Source organism: Shewanella sp. ECSMB14101, assembly GCF_000773485.1.
Classification (GTDB): Bacteria; Pseudomonadota; Gammaproteobacteria; order Enterobacterales; family Shewanellaceae; genus Shewanella; species Shewanella marisflavi.
In genome coordinates, this window is sequence record NZ_JSFF01000022.1 from 35608 (window position 1) to 53745 (window position 18138).

The window sequence follows — 18138 nt, forward strand, 5'->3', positions numbered from 1 at the left end:
AAATAAAAACAATAAAAAGAACAAATGAAAAACCAAAGCAAATCACAAAAATAACAATCTGTTAACTAACAGCTGTAAAATGTAACACTGGCAATTACATTAACGCGTACATCGAAAATAAATACTAAGCCAATAAACTTAATGTGTATTTATTGTTGCAAAAAAGATAATTCGAGCAAGACTTGAAACCCCGCACCATCTGTAGCCACCTTGTTGCAGTTGTTATCTCTCTATGATTATATCGAGAGCGAAGTAAACACTCGTCAATATAAGTAAATATTTGAAAAGTTTTTACTAAATAAAGTTCAACACATAGAACGGCTCAAAAAAGAGCAATTCAACAGTGTTCAATTCAAAAATAAAATAAGTCTCAGGGAGAAACAAAATGCAGCCTAATTCTATATTGGCTAAAGCTGTGCGTTTCGCATTAATTAGTGGTGCCGCCACAGCAGCAATGAGTGCGCCAGCCGTTTATGCAGCAGATGAAGACAGCGTTGAACGAATTCAAGTAACAGGTTCACGTATTAAACGTACCGATATGGAAACGGCTACACCTGTTACCGTCATGAGCGCAGAAGACATGGCTAAACAGGGTTTCACTAACGTTCAAGATGCGTTGGAAAGCCTCACTTCTACAACCAGTGCAATGACTACCCAGTCTGTTCACGGCTTTACGCCTGCTGCCTCTTCAATCAGCTTACGTGGTGCGGGTGCTAACCGTACATTAACGCTGATCAATGGTAAGCGTCTAAACCAATATCCAAAGCCATCAGGTGGTACGGATAACTTCGTCGATACTGCCAACCTACCGATGGAAGCTGTACAGCGTATTGAGATTCTTCAATCTGGTGGTAGTGCTATCTATGGTGCCGACGCCGTTGGTGGTGTGATCAACATCATCCTGAAAAAAGACTTTGAAGGTGTTGCACTTAAATACCGTCACGCTGATACCACTCACGGTGGCGGCGGCAGCGACCGTATCGCACTCTCTCTAGGTGCTTCTTCTGATCGCGGTAACGTATCGACCTTCATCGAATTTACTGAGAATGAACAGCTAAAAGCAACCGATCGCGAAAACTTCGGTCTGCACACAGACAAAGTGCCTTATAGCAAATATTCACAATACAGCTCATATGGTGCTCGAATCGCTGGAGGCAGCGGCGCGCGCGCATTGACTCCTGAAGAGTGTACCGCTGGCGGTTTCTTGTGGGATGCCGCTCGCAGCATCTGTGGTTTCGACCGTTCAGAGTGGCGTGATCTTCAGCCGAAGAGCTCACGTTTCATCAGCTCTACTAACTTCAACTATGAGCTGGCTGATGACGTTAGCTTCGTAGGTCGCCTAGACTTCGCCGAAGCGAAATCAACCACCAACATCGAGCCAATGGCAATCGATAACTACGATGTTAACGTTGACGGCAACAATGTCACTGTATCTTCAGGCGATCTGAGCAAAACCTTCACGAATAAAGGCACAGCCCTAGGTGGTGATTTTGCCAACGCCGAAGATGGCGACTACTACTACGTGCGTCGTCTACACGAGTTTGGTAACCGCGCTGGCGAAACCAAAACACGTAACTACTTCTTCACCGCAGGCTTCGAAGGCACACTGGCTGACGAGTACAGCTGGGATGCATCGGTTAACTACGGCCGTACCAATGTCGACGTGTTCCGCAGTGGTTTTGCAACTGTTGCAGGCATGTTCGATTATATTACCGCCGGTGAGAACGGTAACTCACTGCTGAACAACATGAGTGCAGAAGATGTAGAGCAAGCTTCTTACTCTCCATTTGAGCGCGCACAATCTACTCAAAAGAACGTCCAGGCCAACATCTCTGGCTTAGCGTTCGAAATGCCAGCAGGCGATGCCCAATTTGCATTTGGTGCAGAATACACTGAGCAAGATTATGAGACGAACTCAGACTCAGAATCTAAGAAAGGTAACATCCTCACCACTGGTGGTTCTTCAGGTGCAGGCGAGCGCTCTTACTGGGCAACTTATGCCGAATTAAGCCTACCTGTATTGGACGTGCTGACTATCGATGCGGCGCTACGTTATGACCGCTATGACGATTTCGGTGGCAACCTGTCGCCACAGTTGACTTTAGAATACCGTCCACTAGACGAACTATTGGTTCGTGGTTCTGTCAGCTCTGTCTTCCGCGCTCCAGATATGCACCGTGTATATGGCGATGCGACTAAGGGCTTCTCTACCGTTATCGACTTCAAGCAGTGTCAAGCGTTAGGCGGCACACCAAGTCAGCCAAATCCGGATCCACGTATCAACGAGATCTGTAATGAACTGCACATTGATACAACAACGGGTGCAAACAAAGATCTGGAAGCAGAGACTGGTTACACAGCTAACATTGGCGCGGTATGGGGCGGAGATTCACTTAACGCATCATTCGACCTTTGGGAGTGGAAACTGGACGACATGGTTAGCGACATCAGCGCTAGCAAAGCTGCTCGTGAATATGAGCAGTATGAAAACATGCTGACTCGCGATGCAGACGGTACCATCACTCACGTGAACGCCGTTGCTCAAAACCTGGCTTTCCAAAAGGTACGTGGTCTAGATATCACTGCTGGCTATGGCTGGGATATGGATAGCTATGGTGAGCTGAAACTTAACTTCAACGGTACTTACATCCTGTTGTCTGAGTTCCAACTGTCACCAACTGATCCAGTTGAAGATGACATTGATAACGGTGGTCTGCCACAGTACCGCGCTAACCTAGTACTGGGCTACTTCATCGAAGACTTCGAAGCGACTCTGGGTGCTTACCACACTGCACGTATGCACGGTATTCAATACAAGTCGTTTAAAGCATCAGGTGGCGAAGACTTTGATGAAAGCGCACATGAAGTGGCATCACAGACTAAGTGGAACCTGACTGCAGGTTACACTTTCAATGATACATTCAAGCTGAAAGCTGGCGTGGTTAACCTATTCGATGCAGGTCCTAACTTCGACCCAACTGATACTTCTTGGCCACACTACCCACGTTCAGTGTACAACGCTCGCGGTCGTGAGTGGTTCATCGAAGGTGAAGTGAAGTTCTAAACCATTAGATCTTTAACGACAAAACGGCATCCTAGGATGCCGTTTTTTATTGACCTTATTTAGTGAGTGACTATTAGGCGAAACCCAGGTAATGGGCTGAAACCACAACTAGGCTCGACACCAAAAACAGAGCCAATATAAAACGCCAGATAAACTTCACCCACACGCCCCAATCGACGCGGCATACACCTAAAGTCGCCATCAGTGACGCCGATGTCGGCACCAAGACATTGGTAAAGCCATCTCCCAACTGAAATGCCAACACCGCCACCTGACGTGATACCCCCACGATATCGGCAAGAGGCGCCATCAAGGGCATGGTTAATGCTGCCTGGCCAGAACCAGAGGTCACAAAGAAGTTAAACACCGACTGAAACAGCAGCATGAACCAAGCCGATACCACGGCTGGCAATTGCCCAATCAGACTACCGGCGCTATTTAATAAGGTGTTTAGCACACTTGGTTCATCGGGCTTGCCACCACCAAGGAGCAATAAGATCCCCGACGCACATCCCACCAACAAGGCTGGTTCTAACATGGTGCCCGCACCTTGCTTGAAGCTGGTCGCCATTCGGTTAAGCGTCATGCCATTGAGCCCGAAGATAACGGCAATGACCCCTACCACAATTCCCATGGTGAAGAACTGACTTGCGATCTCGGGAATAAACCACGCTTGAGTGACGACCCCCCAGATCACCCAGACAACGGTTACCAAGATAGTGAGCAAGACGAGAATGTCGCCTAAATTAAACCGACTCTCTAAGTTGCTGGACGCTTGATGGTGGCGAAAATAGCTATCGGATTCATAACAGAGGGAACTTTGCGGATTGGCCTGTATCTTTGCGCCATAGCGCATCGTAAAAATAACTCCCATCAAGGTAAAGCCCGCCCACATGATGCCGCGCACACCTGCGCCAGATAATACTGGAATCCCCGCTATCCCCTGGGCTATCGCCACGCTAAAGGGATTCATCCAAGAGCTGGCAAACCCCACTTGAGTCGCCACATAGGTCACCATAACAGTGGTTATGCCATCAAAACCTAAGCGAATCATCAATGGGCAGATGATAATGGCAAAGGCTATTGCCTCTTCTCCCATCCCAAAAACGGCGCCGCCAAGCGAAAACAAGATAAACAGCGCAGGAATAAAGAGCCGCTCGTTCCCCTGAGTCTTATCAATTAAGCGCAAAATGCCGTTATCTATGGTGCCCGTTTCCATCACTATGCCAAAGGCGCCGCCAATGACGAGCATAAACATGATCACGCCAATCGCTGTGCCCCATTTTGAGCCAGAGGTTAAGCCTTCGAAGGCAAAGTTGAAAAAGCCGATGCCCCCCCCGCCTTTAAACAGGGCGACAGGCTGTTTAAGGTGCTCTCCAGCCTCATCTAGGCTATATCGAAACGAACTGGGATCAACCACATTACGATGCTTTTCGACTCCGTCGGCAAGGTAGTGGATCTCTTGGGTATCGAATGAACCGACAGGCACCAGATAAGTCAGCACCATAGCAGCCAGCGCGACAAAAAAGATAATCACTAAGGTATCGGGTAATACTATGTTTTTAGAGGGATTTACTGTAGAAGGGGGAGCTTGTTTTGCCATTGTAACGCCATATATTGTTATTATTGCCCGCCAATATAAACCAATTCATCTCCCCTGCACAGGCTTTGGCTGACCCTGGATACACTTCGCAACACTGAATAAAACAGGCACAAATAACAGGCTTGAGTATCCTTGATGACATTCACGTAATCGGAAATAATGACAACAGTCGCACAAGACGAATCAAACAGTGAGATAAGTCTAGTAACTTAGATAAAATCAATCCGTTACTTGTGAAAAGATGCCGCCACTCATACAATCAATATCGCACAAGCATCAATTTTATTGATAGTTTTCATTATCGCTCAAATCAGCTAGGACGCTTCAAGGTCGATGAAATACTCACTGAAACAAATTATGGTATTCGATGCCGTTGCCAGCCTGGAAAGTGTGAGTGCGGCGGCGCGAAAATTGTCCATGACCCAATCTGCAGTCAGCATGTCTCTAGGGCAGCTGGAGAATCTGCTTGGCCGTCCACTCTTTATTAGACAAGGCAACAGGTTAACCCTGAGTCACTGGGGTAATTGGTTACGCCCAAGAGCAAGACGCCTACTTCAAGATGCGCAACAAATTGAATTAGGCCTTCACGAACAACACCTTATCAGCGGTCGCTTTCGTTTGTGCTCGAGTCAAACTGCCGCCGAACATCTACTTCCCGAGCTTATCAGCAAAATCGATACTGATTTTCCAGAACTTAGGATCGATCTCACAGTTGAAAATACCGAGAATGTGGTCGAGGGCTTACTTAACTATGAATATGACTTTGGCATCATAGAAGGCCGTAACGACGACAGTCGCCTCTACCAAGAGCAGTGGCTAGATGATCATCTCGTGGTCGTCGCCTCACCGCATCATCCCTACGCCAAACAAACCACCACCAGCTTAGCCCAGCTAGAACAGGCAAGATGGGTACTGCGTGAACAAGGGGCGGGAACCCGGCGCATATTTGAAGGTGCCATCCACGGAGTCATCGAGAAACTGAATGTCTGGAAGGAGTATGAACATGTCTCACTACTCAAGGCGCTGGTGAAAAATGGCCCCTACCTCAGCAGCCTGCCCTTCTTAGATGTGGAGAAAGAGGTCGCGGCCGGTGAACTGGTGATTCTGCCAACACCCCAACTGAATATGCAAAGACACCTGTCGTTTGTGTGGCGCTGCGACTCGGGGGAGAACCCGCTGCGTGATTGTGTGATAACCGAAGCACGGCGCCTGAGCAAACATCGCCAGCACACTAAACCAATGAAAAGTTAATCACATTCGCAAAAAGGGCTTTCAAATCCTGCTAAACGAAAGCGCTTATCAAATCGAAATCACCAGGCAATCAAGATAACAAGGACGAGGCGCACTGAGCGCCACGTCCTTGATACTTATATTGCTTGCGTCTGCACACTAGGCATAAATTGCGCAGACTTTGGCAACTACAGCCTCGCGGGTGATCACCCCAACCAGCTTACCCTCGCTCACCACAGGGAAACTACTAGGCTTGCTGGCACTAGCATGACGCAATCGCTCTTCATAACTGGCGTAGGCATTTCCCGTTAAAACCCCCATATCACTGACAGGAAACAGCTTATCGCGGTCAACCACCATCACCTCGATCAGATCGGCCACGGCATCATCCGGGGCGACAGTTAACACACGCGTCTGCATCAAGTCGGCAACCTTATAACGAATTCCGCGGACAAACTCTTCTGACCACAAACTACGCAGCAGATCCTGCTGAGAGACAAACCCCAACAAGCTCCCCTTACTATCGATGACGGGGGCACCGCGCAGTTGCGCCTGGTTCAGGCCTTTAAGTCCATCATACACAGATAATTCAGGGCTTAAGGTAAAGGGCTCGCTATTCATCAGCGCACTAACATTTAATTTTTGAATTGATTTAGGCATAACACTGGCTCCCCTTGTAGAGGCATTAGATAATAAATTGATAGAAGTGGTTGCAATGTCTTGAACTAGATTAAGATGACAAACATCGGCTTGCGCAGCGCGTGGATGCGAATGCAACACAGGTTCATGCTGAGTGACCTGCGCACCATGCTGAACAGGTGAAGCTTTCTGCTTAGCTTCAATCCACCAGTACCCAAGGCCAACCAAGATCCCACCGCCGACAATATTGCCCGCCGTCACTGGAATAAGGTTATTGAGTACAAAATGGCTCAGGGTCAGATCGGCAAATTGCTCGACAGATACTCCTGTGGGCGAGTACCAGCCCCAGATAGCAAATTGCTTAATGGCAACCCCCAAGGGCACCATAAAGAGATTGGCAATGCTATGTTCAAAGCCACTGCTGACAAACATTGCCACAGGCAGCATCAACAGTATCGCCTTAGTCAGTGCTTCTTTACTGGCAAAAGTCATCCACACACCCAAGCAAACCAGCATGTTACATAAGATCCCTAATGCAAATGCCTGACTCCAGCTGTGATGCAATTTGTGCTGGGCAATCTGTAGCGCATTGAGCCCCCAGCGGCCATCATCGAGCAAGTACATCTTGGCACTTAAGATCAGCATCAGCATCACTAGGGCGCCGCAGAGGTTTCCCAGATAGACCCGTCCCCAACACGTCAGCAAGGCCTTAGTACTAATACGCTTTTGCGCCCATGCAACGCTGGTCAATACGCTGCTGGTAAACAGCTCACCGCCGCAGATCACCACCAACATCAACCCCAGACTAAAGGCCAGTCCACCGACTAAACGCACCATCCCCCAATCGCCTGATGCACCAGTGGTCACAGTGATATAAAACACAAAGGCTAGCGCAATAAAGGCACCGGCAAACATGGCTTGACCTAGCGTCTGCGTCGCCCCTTTAGTGGCCTTCTCCTGCCCATAGTGAGCAGCGCGCTGGCATAGGCTCAATACCTCTGGCGACTGCGGCTGAACTTGAGCTGGCCGCGCTAACACAGGCACAACATTAGGTATCGTCATGGCGCCCCGCTCCCCTATGAGGATAAAAACAGCAATCAAACTTCATTAACATCATCTCCTTTTCGCCAAGTCTCTTCAGACGGCTAGTGATTAATAAATGTTTTTACAAAGAGTTAGCCCAACGCTTCGCTCTTTAATGGCGAGATTAGCGCCCCTAACCACCAAATAAAATTTGATATTAATGAATGACAGTATCAGCAATTCTGATACACCAACCAATAAGTTAACCCCATGTTAAAACATCAAAAATTCGAATAAATTACATTAATTACAGTTACTTATTGTTTCTGACGGAATGTTAAGGTTAGGAGCGGCAATCTTCAGCTCATAAAACCAAGCAGCACTTTTCTATCAACATACTGGCAACTAACACCTTATTGCCTAAGCTATAAGACAACTTGATTAACTTAAGTAAGTGCCCTAGCTCGACAAACCTTAAACCACATAGGCCTGTGGCAAGGCATAGAATTATGCGATGCACTACACACTTGCGATTTGTTTTGCGAGCTAGACACCCATTAAAAAGTGAGGCGTGAGAGATGCATCTAATTTGCTCTTCATAGAGGGAAAGGGCTCCCAAAAGAGACAAAAGGCGAGATCTATATCTAAACGCAATAGTCATGCCCAATGTTGAAATTGATCTGAAATGGCGACACAAGATGTTAACTAGCTCCCAAATCATCTAATCACCAGTTTCAAGTTTATTGATAGTTAATGCCAGGTGAAATCCACTATGTTAAGATTTATGAGGTAAATTGGTCAGACCAATTTCAAGCGATGTTAGGGATGCAACTGCTCACCGGATTTGGGGTGTTAATCCATCTAGGAGGGCGGACAAGTTATACGAGTGACACCTGGGGTCTTTCGACACTCGCAGACTTGCAGGGATTACCTCAAAGTCATCATCGAATAGATGAGTCAATAAGTTCTTTTCGGAGAATGAGAAATTATGTCAGAAACTGTCAAAAAAGAAGAGATGGAAGCCTCTGAGCTGACGTACAAAGAGCTTCACCGTCCTGCCAGCGAGTTTGCCACTCGCGAAGCGTATTTAGACCACGAATTACAGATCATGAAGCCCAGACGTTGGGGCCTCAATCTACCGGGAAGAGATTTTCGCTTCGAATGGGAAGACCTAGTCCCTGCTATTGCCGGAACCATAGGCATTACCGTGATGTACTCAGCGGTTATGGCCGCTTGGGCTTCAGGCCTCAGCGAACGCTGGGAACACGTTAACTTAGGCGCCGAATTTGCCATTCAGGTTGTTCGCGTCGAAATGCTTATCCCCGCCCTGCTCTTCTGTATTATCAGCTCCGGATTTATCAACCCTCGCGCTAACTTAGGCGGCAACCACGGTCCCATGATCCCCCTTATCGGCGCTATCGCCTTGGCGGGTGCCCACCCCTTAGCACTAGCGATATTACTGGGTATTTTCGGTCTCTTACTCAGCTACTTTAAAGGCGGCTCGCGACTCGTCAATCTCACCTCCAGCGGGGTGGCCGGTGGCCTCTTGGTATTCCTTGGCTTTATGGGCGCAAAGAGCCAAATCACATCACTCTTTGATTGGGCTGGCGGCCTACAGGCCAAACATACCTTAGATTACAGCCTGGGTTATGTGGCCTTCTTCATCTTACTGGTGAACGTCGTCCTCTACGCCTACCTGGCTAAAGTGGGTAAGCGCTGGCTGGCAATCCCATTATGTTCGATAGCCGCTATCGCTCTGGCATTCGCCCTGGGGGCGGGTCTGGATCTGCAATTTGTCACCGAACCCGGCATTCCGAATCTGAACCCTATGTACTGGTGGGGCTCAACCGAATACGGCTGGCAGCTAGGCTTACCTAACTTCGAACATTTCATCGCGTCTCTGCCATTTGCCATCTTGGCTGTTGCTATGTGGTCACCCGACTTCCTTGGACACCGTATCTTCCAGGAGCTGAACTATCCTAAGGGAACTGAGAAAGTATTAATGGATGTCGATGACACCATGACCACTTGTTCACTGCGTCAAATCGTTGGTACGGCTGTGGGTGGTGGTAACATCACTTCGTCTTGGGGCACTTATATGATCCCTGCGGCGATTGCCAAACGCCCTATTCCAGCTGGTGCCATCTTGCTGGGTAGCTTGTGTATTATAGTGGCTGTTCTTGGTTACCCAATGGACGTCACCGTATGGCGCCCAGTAATGTCTATCGCGCTACTGGTAGGTGTATTCTTACCACTACTTGAAGCCGGTATGCAGATGGTAAAAGATACCCAAAGCAGCCAGGCTGCAGGCATCTGTATCTTTGCCTCATTCGTAGCAAACCCAGTGCTAGCTTGGGCATTGACCATGTTGCTCGACAATAATGGTCTGATTGGCGACAAAGAACGTGCCGCCAGTTTAAGCCTAGTGGATCGCCTTATTATTCCAGGGCTAGCCTTTGTGATCTGTTTGGTGGCCATGCTCGCCGTCGGCATGATCCAAGGGATCCCAGCGCTACTATAATTCAGTAACATTGATGAAAGAGAGCTTAGGCTCTCTTTCATTTTTTCTCCCCTATACTTACATCAAACTTATTGATGAGCAGCATCAGTATGAGATTTGACTAGTCTGCTAAACAGTCAGGGGAGAGCAATAAAACCATAGCTTGCATTGGACTCAAGAGGCGCTGCAACTTTTCTCGCGCAAATAACCGAGTCCTTATGGAGATGCAAACGAAAATCTACGCCAAAAATGGTACTTCGATAACAGTTTTGGCATTAACTAGGGAAAAGCGACCTGTTTCTGGTGCAGCACCTAGGTAGATATGGTAATATTCGAATGGTTAATTGGTCTTACCAATTTTATGATAACCGAAAAAGTATCGCCACAAAGAGGATGCTAGCTCGGATATCGCGTAAAACGGATTTAAATCGACACGGTTAACCGGTTCGATTATCAGTTCCCATCATCAGGGTAATACATTGAAGGGAGCTGTGAAGAATAGCTATTGGTGTATCGCAACTTAGGCAATTAAAGCCAGCCCGATAGCCAATAACCTTTATCTCAAACAGAAGGTATTAGTACGATGACCGAAAAAACTGAGCTGTTCACCAAAGCGTGGGAAGGTTTTACTCCTGGTGATTGGAAGTCTGAAGTAAATGTACGCGACTTTATTCAAAAGAACTACACGCCCTATGAAGGAGACGAATCTTTCCTAGCAGGCGCTACCGAAGCGACCAACACGCTTTGGGATAAAGTGATGGAAGGTATCAAACAGGAAAACCGCACCCATGCGCCGGTTGATTTCGATACTGACAAAGTCTCTACCATTACCTCTCACGAAGCTGGTTACATTGACCAAAACCTTGAAACTATCGTTGGCTTACAAACAGACGCCCCCCTTAAGCGCGCCATGTTACCAAACGGCGGTATCCGTATGGTCGAAGGCTCTTGCGCTGCTTATGGCCGCGAGCTAGACCCCAACATCAAGTATGTCTATTCAGAGCTGCGCAAAACCCACAACCAAGGTGTATTTGACATCTATACGCCTGAGATCATGCGCTGCCGTAAGTCTGGCGTGCTGACAGGTCTACCTGATGCTTATGGCCGTGGCCGTATCATCGGTGACTACCGTCGTATCGCCCTGTACGGTATTGACTACCTGATTCAGGAAAAATTTGAGCAATTCAGCTCACTACAAGCCCGCTTCGAAGAGGGTGAAGATCTAACAGCCACTATGCAGCTGCGCGAAGAGATCGCCGAGCAACACAGAGCGCTGGGCCAAATGAAGCAGATGGCTGCCAGCTACGGCTGTGATATCTCTGGCCCTGCGACCAATGCTAAAGAAGCGATTCAGTGGACTTACTTCGGCTACCTAGCTGCAGTGAAGAGCCAAAACGGCGCAGCCATGTCTCTGGGCCGTACCTCTAGCTTCCTTGATATCTACATCGAGCGTGACATCAAAAATGGCGTCCTGACCGAGCAACAAGCTCAAGAGATGGTTGACCACTTCGTGATGAAGCTGCGCATGGTACGTTTCCTACGTACACCTGAATACGATGAGCTATTCTCTGGTGACCCAATCTGGGCAACTGAATCTATCGCTGGTATGGGCTTAGACGGTCGCACCTTGGTTACTAAGTCAAGCTTCCGTTTCTTGCACACCCTATACAACATGGGTCCAAGCCCAGAGCCAAACATCACTGTGCTTTGGTCAGAGAAGTTACCACTAAGCTTCAAGAAGTACTGCGCTAAGGTGTCTATCGACACTAGCTCTATCCAATACGAAAACGATGACCTGATGCGTCCAGATTTCGAATCTGACGACTATGCTATCGCATGTTGCGTAAGCCCAATGGTTGTTGGTAAGCACATGCAGTTCTTTGGTGCACGTGCTAACTTGGCTAAGACTATGCTTTACGCCATCAACGGTGGTGTGGATGAGAAGCTTAAGACACAAATCGGTCCTAAGTTCGAGCCTATCAAAGACGAAGTCCTGGACTTTGACGATGTATTAGGTCGTCTGGATACCATGATGGACTGGCTAGCGACTCAATATGTGTCTGCGCTAAACGCCATTCACTTCATGCACGACAAGTACTCTTATGAAGCAGCCTTGATGGCGCTACATGACAGAGACGTGCGTCGTACCATGGCATGTGGTATTGCGGGTCTATCAATTGCTGCCGACTCACTGTCAGCAATCAAGTACGCCAAGGTTAAGCCTATTCGTGACGAGAACGGCATTGCCGTCGACTTCGACATTGAAGGTGAATATCCTAAGTTTGGTAACAACGATGCTCGCGTCGATGACCTGGCTACCGAGCTGGTTGAGCGCTTCATGGCTAAGATCCGTCACAAGAAGATGTACCGTAACGCGATCCCAACACAGTCTATTCTCACCATCACCTCTAACGTGGTTTATGGTAAGAAAACAGGTACAACACCAGACGGTCGCCCAGCAGGCGCGCCATTTGCACCGGGTGCAAACCCAATGCACGGCCGCGACGAAAAAGGCGCTATCGCGTCACTGACCTCTGTTGCCAAACTGCCATTTGCGCACGCACAAGACGGTATCTCTTATACCTTCTCTATCGTGCCGAACGCCCTTGGTAAAGACGAAGATGGTCGCCGCGCGAACTTGGCAGCCCTGATGGATGGTTATTTCGCTCATAACGAAACTCGCGAAGGTGGTCAGCACCTGAACGTCAACGTGATGAACCGTGAAATGCTTGAAGATGCAGTCGTGAATCCTGACAAGTATCCTCAGCTGACCATCCGTGTTTCTGGTTACGCCGTACGCTTTAACGCGCTAACACCAGAACAGCAGCAGGACGTCATTACACGTACTTTCACCAAAGGGATGTAAATTCCGTCAATCGAGCGGTCAAACGCTAGATTTTTGGTGAATATAAGCTAGGCTGTGCACTAATTTAGCACAGCCTACTTTAATTGAAGTTTTCGGAGTCACAATGACAGTAAAAGGGCGAATTCATTCACTGGAGTCCTTTGGCACAGTTGATGGGCCAGGCATTCGGTTTATCACCTTTATGCAAGGTTGTTTGATGCGCTGCCAATACTGCCACAATCGTGATACCTGGGATCTTCAAGGTGGACGTGAGATCGAGGTCGATGAGCTGATGGAACAGATCATCAGCTATCGCCCTTTTCTTGAGTCCAGTGGTGGCGGCGTCACCGCCAGTGGCGGCGAAGCTGTACTACAAGCCGAATTTGTCACAGCCCTATTTAAGGCCTGTAAAGAGCAAGGTATTCACACCTGCTTAGACACCAACGGATTTGTCCGTAAGTACACTCCAATTATCGATGAACTCCTCGATAATACCGATCTGGTACTCCTTGATATCAAACATATCGACGATGACAAACATATCGCCTTAACCCATGTTAGCAACCACCGCACACTGCAATTTGCCCAGTATCTGCAAAAACGCCAACAAAAAACTTGGATACGCTATGTAGTGGTCGGCGGTTACACCGATGATATTGCCTCGGCAAAAGGGTTGGCAGCGTTTATTAAACCTATGACCAACGTGGAGAAGGTAGAACTACTGCCCTACCATGAATTAGGAAAACACAAATGGGAAGCCATGGGTGAAGAATATAGCCTAAATGATATCTCTCCCCCATCGCGCGAAACCATGGAACAGATTAAACAGGTGTTTTTGGATGCGGGGATCACCGCTGTTTACTAACTACAGCGCTTCCCAATAACTGTTATCTAAACGTTCAAAGGCCTTCTTTAAGATGACAGCCATATCGAGATAACAGGCTTTAGCACCTAACGGGGCACAAGCCACCCCCATTCCCTGGAGCTTGGCAGATAAGTTATTGCCCCAATCCAGCAGGGAAAGTGGTAAAGGATGTTTAGCTCGCCAGCCGAGCCAGAGTAAGCCTTGAATAGGCAAACTGATAAAGAACAATGCAATCGTGATGGCCTGAGGTAACCAAGTCCATCCGTAGAGATAGAGTTGACTGCCACCGGCCAGCAAGGCCAAAAGTGGCATCAAGCGAATCGCCAGAGACGTTGCGCGGATCACGCGATACTCTGGAAAGTAAAAACTAAGTTGTCGGACCATAGGCCAAGTCTTCATATAGCGACGACCGACCCCTAAGGTTTTTAACACTTGAACAGTCAATGATGACACCTAACACTTAAGATACTGTCTTTACAATAGCACAATGCGAGCGCCAGCCCCAAGCGGCAAGGCGCTAATGAAGACCGAATCTTAATCTCAGGAATGAGAATTTATCGCGACATCGGCCCTAGGCTTTGAAGTCATTCAATTTTAGTGGATGCCAAACGTCCACTCACTTTGCAGAAGGTTTTAAACATGTCAAACAAACTGGTTTTGGTACTAAACTGCGGCAGCTCTTCGTTGAAGTTTGCCATAATCGACGCGCTTACAGGTGACGACCAGATCTCAGGTCTAGCAGAGTGCTTTGGTCTTGAAGACTCACGCATCAAGTGGAAGGTCGATGGTAACAAATTCGAATCTAAACTCGGCGCATTTACTGCACACCGTGAAGCGATTGAATTTATCGTCGACAACATCTTGGGCCAGTACCCAGAAATTGCCGAGCAGATCCAGGCGATTGGTCATCGCGTCGTACACGGTGGCGAGAAATTCACCCATTCAGTGGTGATCGATGACAATGTTATCGCCGGTATCGAAGATTGCGCCGCCCTTGCGCCACTGCACAACCCTGCACACCTAATCGGTATCCGTGCTGCCCAGGCCTCTTTCCCGAAACTGCCACAAGTCGCCGTATTTGATACCGCTTTCCATCAAACCATGCCAGAGCATGCGTTTGTCTATGCCCTGCCCTACAAGTTCTACCGTGAGCACGGCATTCGTCGCTACGGCATGCACGGTACCAGCCATCTGTTTGTTAGCCGTGAAGCCGCCAAGGCACTCGGCAAAGAAGTGGCTGACACCAATGTTATCTGTGCTCACCTGGGTAACGGCGCCTCTGTCACGGCAGTTAGAGGCGGCAAGAGTGTCGACACCTCTATGGGTCTGACACCGCTTGAAGGTCTGGTAATGGGTACCCGCTGTGGCGACTTAGACCCATCTATCATCTTCCACCTGGTTGACCGTCTGGGATACACCATTGACGAAGTGAACAACCTGATGAACAAGCAGAGCGGCCTACTGGGTATTTCTGAACTGACCAACGACTGCCGCGGCATCGAAGAAGGTTACAGCGAAGGCCACAAAGGTGCGACCCTAGCGCTGGAGATCTTCTGCTACCGCTTAGCCAAATATATCGCCTCTTACACTGTGCCGCTCGGTCGCCTGGATGCACTGGTATTTACCGGTGGTATCGGTGAAAACTCGGAGCTTATCCGTGAAAAAGTGCTAAACCTGTTATCTATCTTCAACTTTGAAGTGGACGCAGAACGCAACAAAGCGGCTCGCTTTGGTAAGCAGGGTCAGATCACCACAGACAATGGCCCAGTTGCCATGGTGATCCCAACCAACGAAGAGTGGGTTATCGCCGAAGACGCCGTTTCACTGCTAAAGTAACTGCTATAGAGGCGGGAATACCCGCAACGAATCTAGACCAAGACCCGGCCGATACTTTGGCCGGGTAATAAGAGGTAACTATGTCTCGCAATATTATGCTCATTCCGAACGGTACCGGAGTTGGCCTCACATCTATAAGCCTAGGTATGGTGCGCGCGTTAGAACGCCATGGTGTCAAGGTGAGGTTCTTCAAACCGATCGCCCAGCAACGTCCAACAGACAAAGGGCCAGAGCGCTCGACCACAATCTTAAGTAAGTCGCCGACCGTTAATCCGCTCGAGCCTTTCGACATGGCGCATGCCGAAAATTTAATCCGTACCGATCAGACCGATGTCTTGATGGAACAGATCATCGCCCGCGCCACTGAGTGTGCCGACGCTAGCGAAACCCTGATTGTTGAGGGCCTGGTACAGACTCGTAACCATCCTTTCTCTGACGATATTAACTATGAGATCGCCAAGGCACTGGATGCAGACATCATCTTCGTCGCAGCGCCCGGTAACGAAACGCCTACCGCCTTGATGAATCGCCTTGAGATCGCCCACAACGCTTGGGGTGGCAGCAAGAACAAACGCCTTATCGGCGCTATCATCAACAAAATTGGTGCACCAGTCGATGATGAAGGTCGTGCCCGTCCCGATCTTTCTGAGGTGTTCGACCATCAAGATGTACAGCGTCCTGATGCAGCCAGCATGTTCCAGCTACCAGGTAAGAGCAAACTGCGTATTCTGGGCAGTGTGCCATACAACCTGAACCTGGTCGCCCCGCGCGCCTCAGACTTAGCCAAGCACCTTAGCGCCCGCATTATCAATGCCGGTGAAATGAATACTCGTCGCCTGCGTAAAGTGACCTTCTGCGCCCGCAGTATTCCTAACATGGTTACCCATATCAAGACTGACTCGCTGCTGGTGACCTCAGGCGATCGCTCTGATGTCATTGTTTCAGCCTGTTTGGCTGCCATGAATGGCGTCAAGGTGGGTGCATTGCTACTGACTGGTAGCTATGAGCCAGAGGCTGAGATCATGGAGCTGTGTGAACAAGCCTTCGAGACTGGTTTACCCGTGTTCTTAATCGACACCAACACTTGGCAGACTTCACTCAATATTCAGCGCTTCGACCATGAAGTACCTGTAGACGATGCAGTGCGTATCGAAGAAGTGCAAGAGTATGTGGCCAGCCATATAGATCAGAACTGGGTTGAGAGCGTCACCAAGAACTCACCGCGTGAGCACAGACTCTCACCACCAGCGTTCCGCTACAAGCTTACCGAGCTTGCTCGCGCCGCCAAGAAGACTGTGGTGCTGCCAGAGGGTGATGAGCCAAGAACCATCGAAGCCGCTGCAATCTGTGCCGAACGTGGTATCGCTCGCTGTGTACTGATCGGTAACCGTGAAGAGATACAGCGTATCGCTAGCCAGCAGGGTGTGACCTTAGGTGAAGGCGTAGAGATCATCGAGCCAGAAACCGCTCGTGAACGTTATGTAGCCCCTATGGTAGACCTACGCCGTCACAAAGGCATGACCGAAGTGGTAGCTCGCGAGCAACTCGAAGACAACATGGTACTGGGTACCATGATGCTGGCTCAAGGTGAAGTAGACGGTATCGTTTCAGGCGCAGTTAACACTACCGCCAACACAATACGTCCGCCGCTACAGCTGATCAAGACAGCGCCAGGTTCTAGCCTGGTGTCCTCTATCTTCTTCATGCTGATGCCAGATCAGGTACTGGTTTATGGTGACTGCGCCATTAACCCGGATCCAAATGCCGAACAACTGGCTGATATTGCTATTCAGTCTGCCGACAGTGCCGCCGCCTTTGGTATCGAACCTAAAGTCGCCATGATCAGCTACTCAACCGGTAGTTCAGGCACAGGTTCAGATGTTGATAAAGTGCGTGAAGCAACGCGTATCGCCAAAGAGAAGCGTCCAGAGTTAATTATCGATGGTCCGCTACAATATGACGCAGCGGTAATGCCTAATGTCGCCCAATCTAAGGCGCCAAACAGCCCGGTAGCGGGTCAGGCAACTGTGTTTGTCTTCCCAGACCTCAACACAGGTAACACCACCTACAAGGCAGTACAGCGTAGTGCGGATCTGATCAGCATTGGCCCTATGCTTCAAGGGATGCGTAAGCCAGTGAACGATCTATCTCGTGGCGCCTTGGTTGACGATATCGTCTACACCATCGCCCTGACTGCGATTCAAGCCTCACAGGGCTAAGCCAAAGCAAAGATCAAAAAAGCCTGTCTTATGACAGGCTTTTTTTATGCAAAGTCTACGGAAAAGGTTAAAATCTGTACGCTTGCTCACAATGCGTCAAAAAATGACCACACCAATTTACCAATTAAGTTCAGTCACTTAAGAGTTATGCATCGACTCTTCAACATACTTGTCCACAGATTCTGTGGATAACCGTAACAAATTATTCATTCAGATATGCCAGCCTAACGCTAAAGAGTCAAGTACTTTCGACTGACGCTCTGCGCTTGCCAAGGCTTTAGAGAATCGCGATACTAGATCAAAGCCTATCGATT

Annotated in this window: 10 protein-coding genes; 7 read left to right on the plus strand and 3 right to left on the minus strand. The window is 48.8% G+C overall.

The window, feature by feature from the left end:
* The first annotated feature begins 385 nt into the window (after window positions 1-385).
* Window positions 386-3064 carry a TonB-dependent receptor plug domain-containing protein gene (locus tag NY07_RS15175; protein ID WP_033540204.1) on the plus strand — a complete coding sequence of 893 codons (2679 nt, stop codon included), beginning with the start codon at window positions 386-388 and terminating at the stop codon, window positions 3062-3064.
* Between the two features lie 73 nt (window positions 3065-3137).
* Here the strand turns inward: NY07_RS15175 and yfcC are convergent, their stop codons facing one another.
* Window positions 3138-4667, minus strand: coding sequence for a putative basic amino acid antiporter YfcC (gene yfcC / locus NY07_RS15180; protein WP_033540205.1), 1530 nt, complete (start codon window positions 4665-4667; stop codon window positions 3138-3140).
* A gap of 333 nt (window positions 4668-5000) precedes the next feature.
* On the opposite strand from yfcC, the gene NY07_RS15185 reads away from it, so the two are divergent.
* Window positions 5001-5918 carry a LysR substrate-binding domain-containing protein gene (locus tag NY07_RS15185; RefSeq protein WP_033540206.1) on the plus strand — a complete coding sequence of 306 codons (918 nt, stop codon included), beginning with the start codon at window positions 5001-5003 and terminating at the stop codon, window positions 5916-5918.
* 138 nt (window positions 5919-6056) lie between these two features.
* Here NY07_RS15185 and focA read toward each other — a convergent pair whose 3' ends face one another.
* Complete coding sequence (focA, locus tag NY07_RS15190; protein ID WP_052125779.1) at window positions 6057-7598, minus strand: formate transporter FocA; 1542 nt, start codon at window positions 7596-7598, stop codon at window positions 6057-6059.
* Between the two features lie 949 nt (window positions 7599-8547).
* On the opposite strand from focA, the gene NY07_RS15195 reads away from it, so the two are divergent.
* The 3 genes from NY07_RS15195 to pflA all read left to right on the plus strand — a co-directional run bounded on the left by NY07_RS15195 (window position 8548) and on the right by pflA (window position 13769).
* Window positions 8548-10080 (plus strand): DUF3360 family protein, encoded by a 1533-nt coding sequence (locus NY07_RS15195; RefSeq protein WP_033540207.1) that lies wholly within the window; start codon window positions 8548-8550, stop codon window positions 10078-10080.
* A gap of 562 nt (window positions 10081-10642) precedes the next feature.
* The gene (gene pflB, locus NY07_RS15200; RefSeq protein WP_033540208.1) at window positions 10643-12925 is read left to right on the plus strand and encodes a formate C-acetyltransferase; all 2283 of its coding nucleotides are present in this window, start codon (window positions 10643-10645) and stop codon (window positions 12923-12925) included.
* Between the two features lie 103 nt (window positions 12926-13028).
* The gene (gene pflA, locus NY07_RS15205; protein ID WP_033540209.1) at window positions 13029-13769 is read left to right on the plus strand and encodes a pyruvate formate lyase 1-activating protein; all 741 of its coding nucleotides are present in this window, start codon (window positions 13029-13031) and stop codon (window positions 13767-13769) included.
* Here the strand turns inward: pflA and yfbV are convergent, their stop codons facing one another.
* Window positions 13770-14213: a terminus macrodomain insulation protein YfbV gene (gene yfbV, locus NY07_RS15210; RefSeq protein ID WP_033540210.1), complete on the minus strand. Its 444-nt coding sequence runs from the start codon at window positions 14211-14213 to the stop codon at window positions 13770-13772. It abuts the gene before it with no gap.
* Between the two features lie 195 nt (window positions 14214-14408).
* On the opposite strand from yfbV, the gene ackA reads away from it, so the two are divergent.
* Both ackA and pta read left to right on the plus strand, forming a co-directional pair.
* Window positions 14409-15605: an acetate kinase gene (gene ackA / locus NY07_RS15215; RefSeq protein ID WP_033540211.1), complete on the plus strand. Its 1197-nt coding sequence runs from the start codon at window positions 14409-14411 to the stop codon at window positions 15603-15605.
* 80 nt (window positions 15606-15685) lie between these two features.
* Window positions 15686-17824: a phosphate acetyltransferase gene (pta, locus tag NY07_RS15220; RefSeq protein ID WP_033540212.1), complete on the plus strand. Its 2139-nt coding sequence runs from the start codon at window positions 15686-15688 to the stop codon at window positions 17822-17824.
* The last annotated feature ends 314 nt before the right edge of the window (window positions 17825-18138 follow it).

Bases quoted from the DNA above. Each gene is read 5' to 3' on its own strand.
- NY07_RS15175 (WP_033540204.1), top strand. From the start codon at position 386: ATGCAGCCTAATTCTATATTGGCTAAAGCTGTGCGTTTCGCATTAATT.
- yfcC (WP_033540205.1), bottom strand. From the start codon at position 4,667: ATGGCAAAACAAGCTCCCCCTTCTACAGTAAATCCCTCTAAAAACATA.
- NY07_RS15185 (WP_033540206.1), top strand. From the start codon at position 5,001: ATGAAATACTCACTGAAACAAATTATGGTATTCGATGCCGTTGCCAGC.
- focA (WP_052125779.1), bottom strand. From the start codon at position 7,598: ATGACGATACCTAATGTTGTGCCTGTGTTAGCGCGGCCAGCTCAAGTT.
- NY07_RS15195 (WP_033540207.1), top strand. From the start codon at position 8,548: ATGTCAGAAACTGTCAAAAAAGAAGAGATGGAAGCCTCTGAGCTGACG.
- pflB (WP_033540208.1), top strand. From the start codon at position 10,643: ATGACCGAAAAAACTGAGCTGTTCACCAAAGCGTGGGAAGGTTTTACT.
- pflA (WP_033540209.1), top strand. From the start codon at position 13,029: ATGACAGTAAAAGGGCGAATTCATTCACTGGAGTCCTTTGGCACAGTT.
- ackA (WP_033540211.1), top strand. From the start codon at position 14,409: ATGTCAAACAAACTGGTTTTGGTACTAAACTGCGGCAGCTCTTCGTTG.
- pta (WP_033540212.1), top strand. From the start codon at position 15,686: ATGTCTCGCAATATTATGCTCATTCCGAACGGTACCGGAGTTGGCCTC.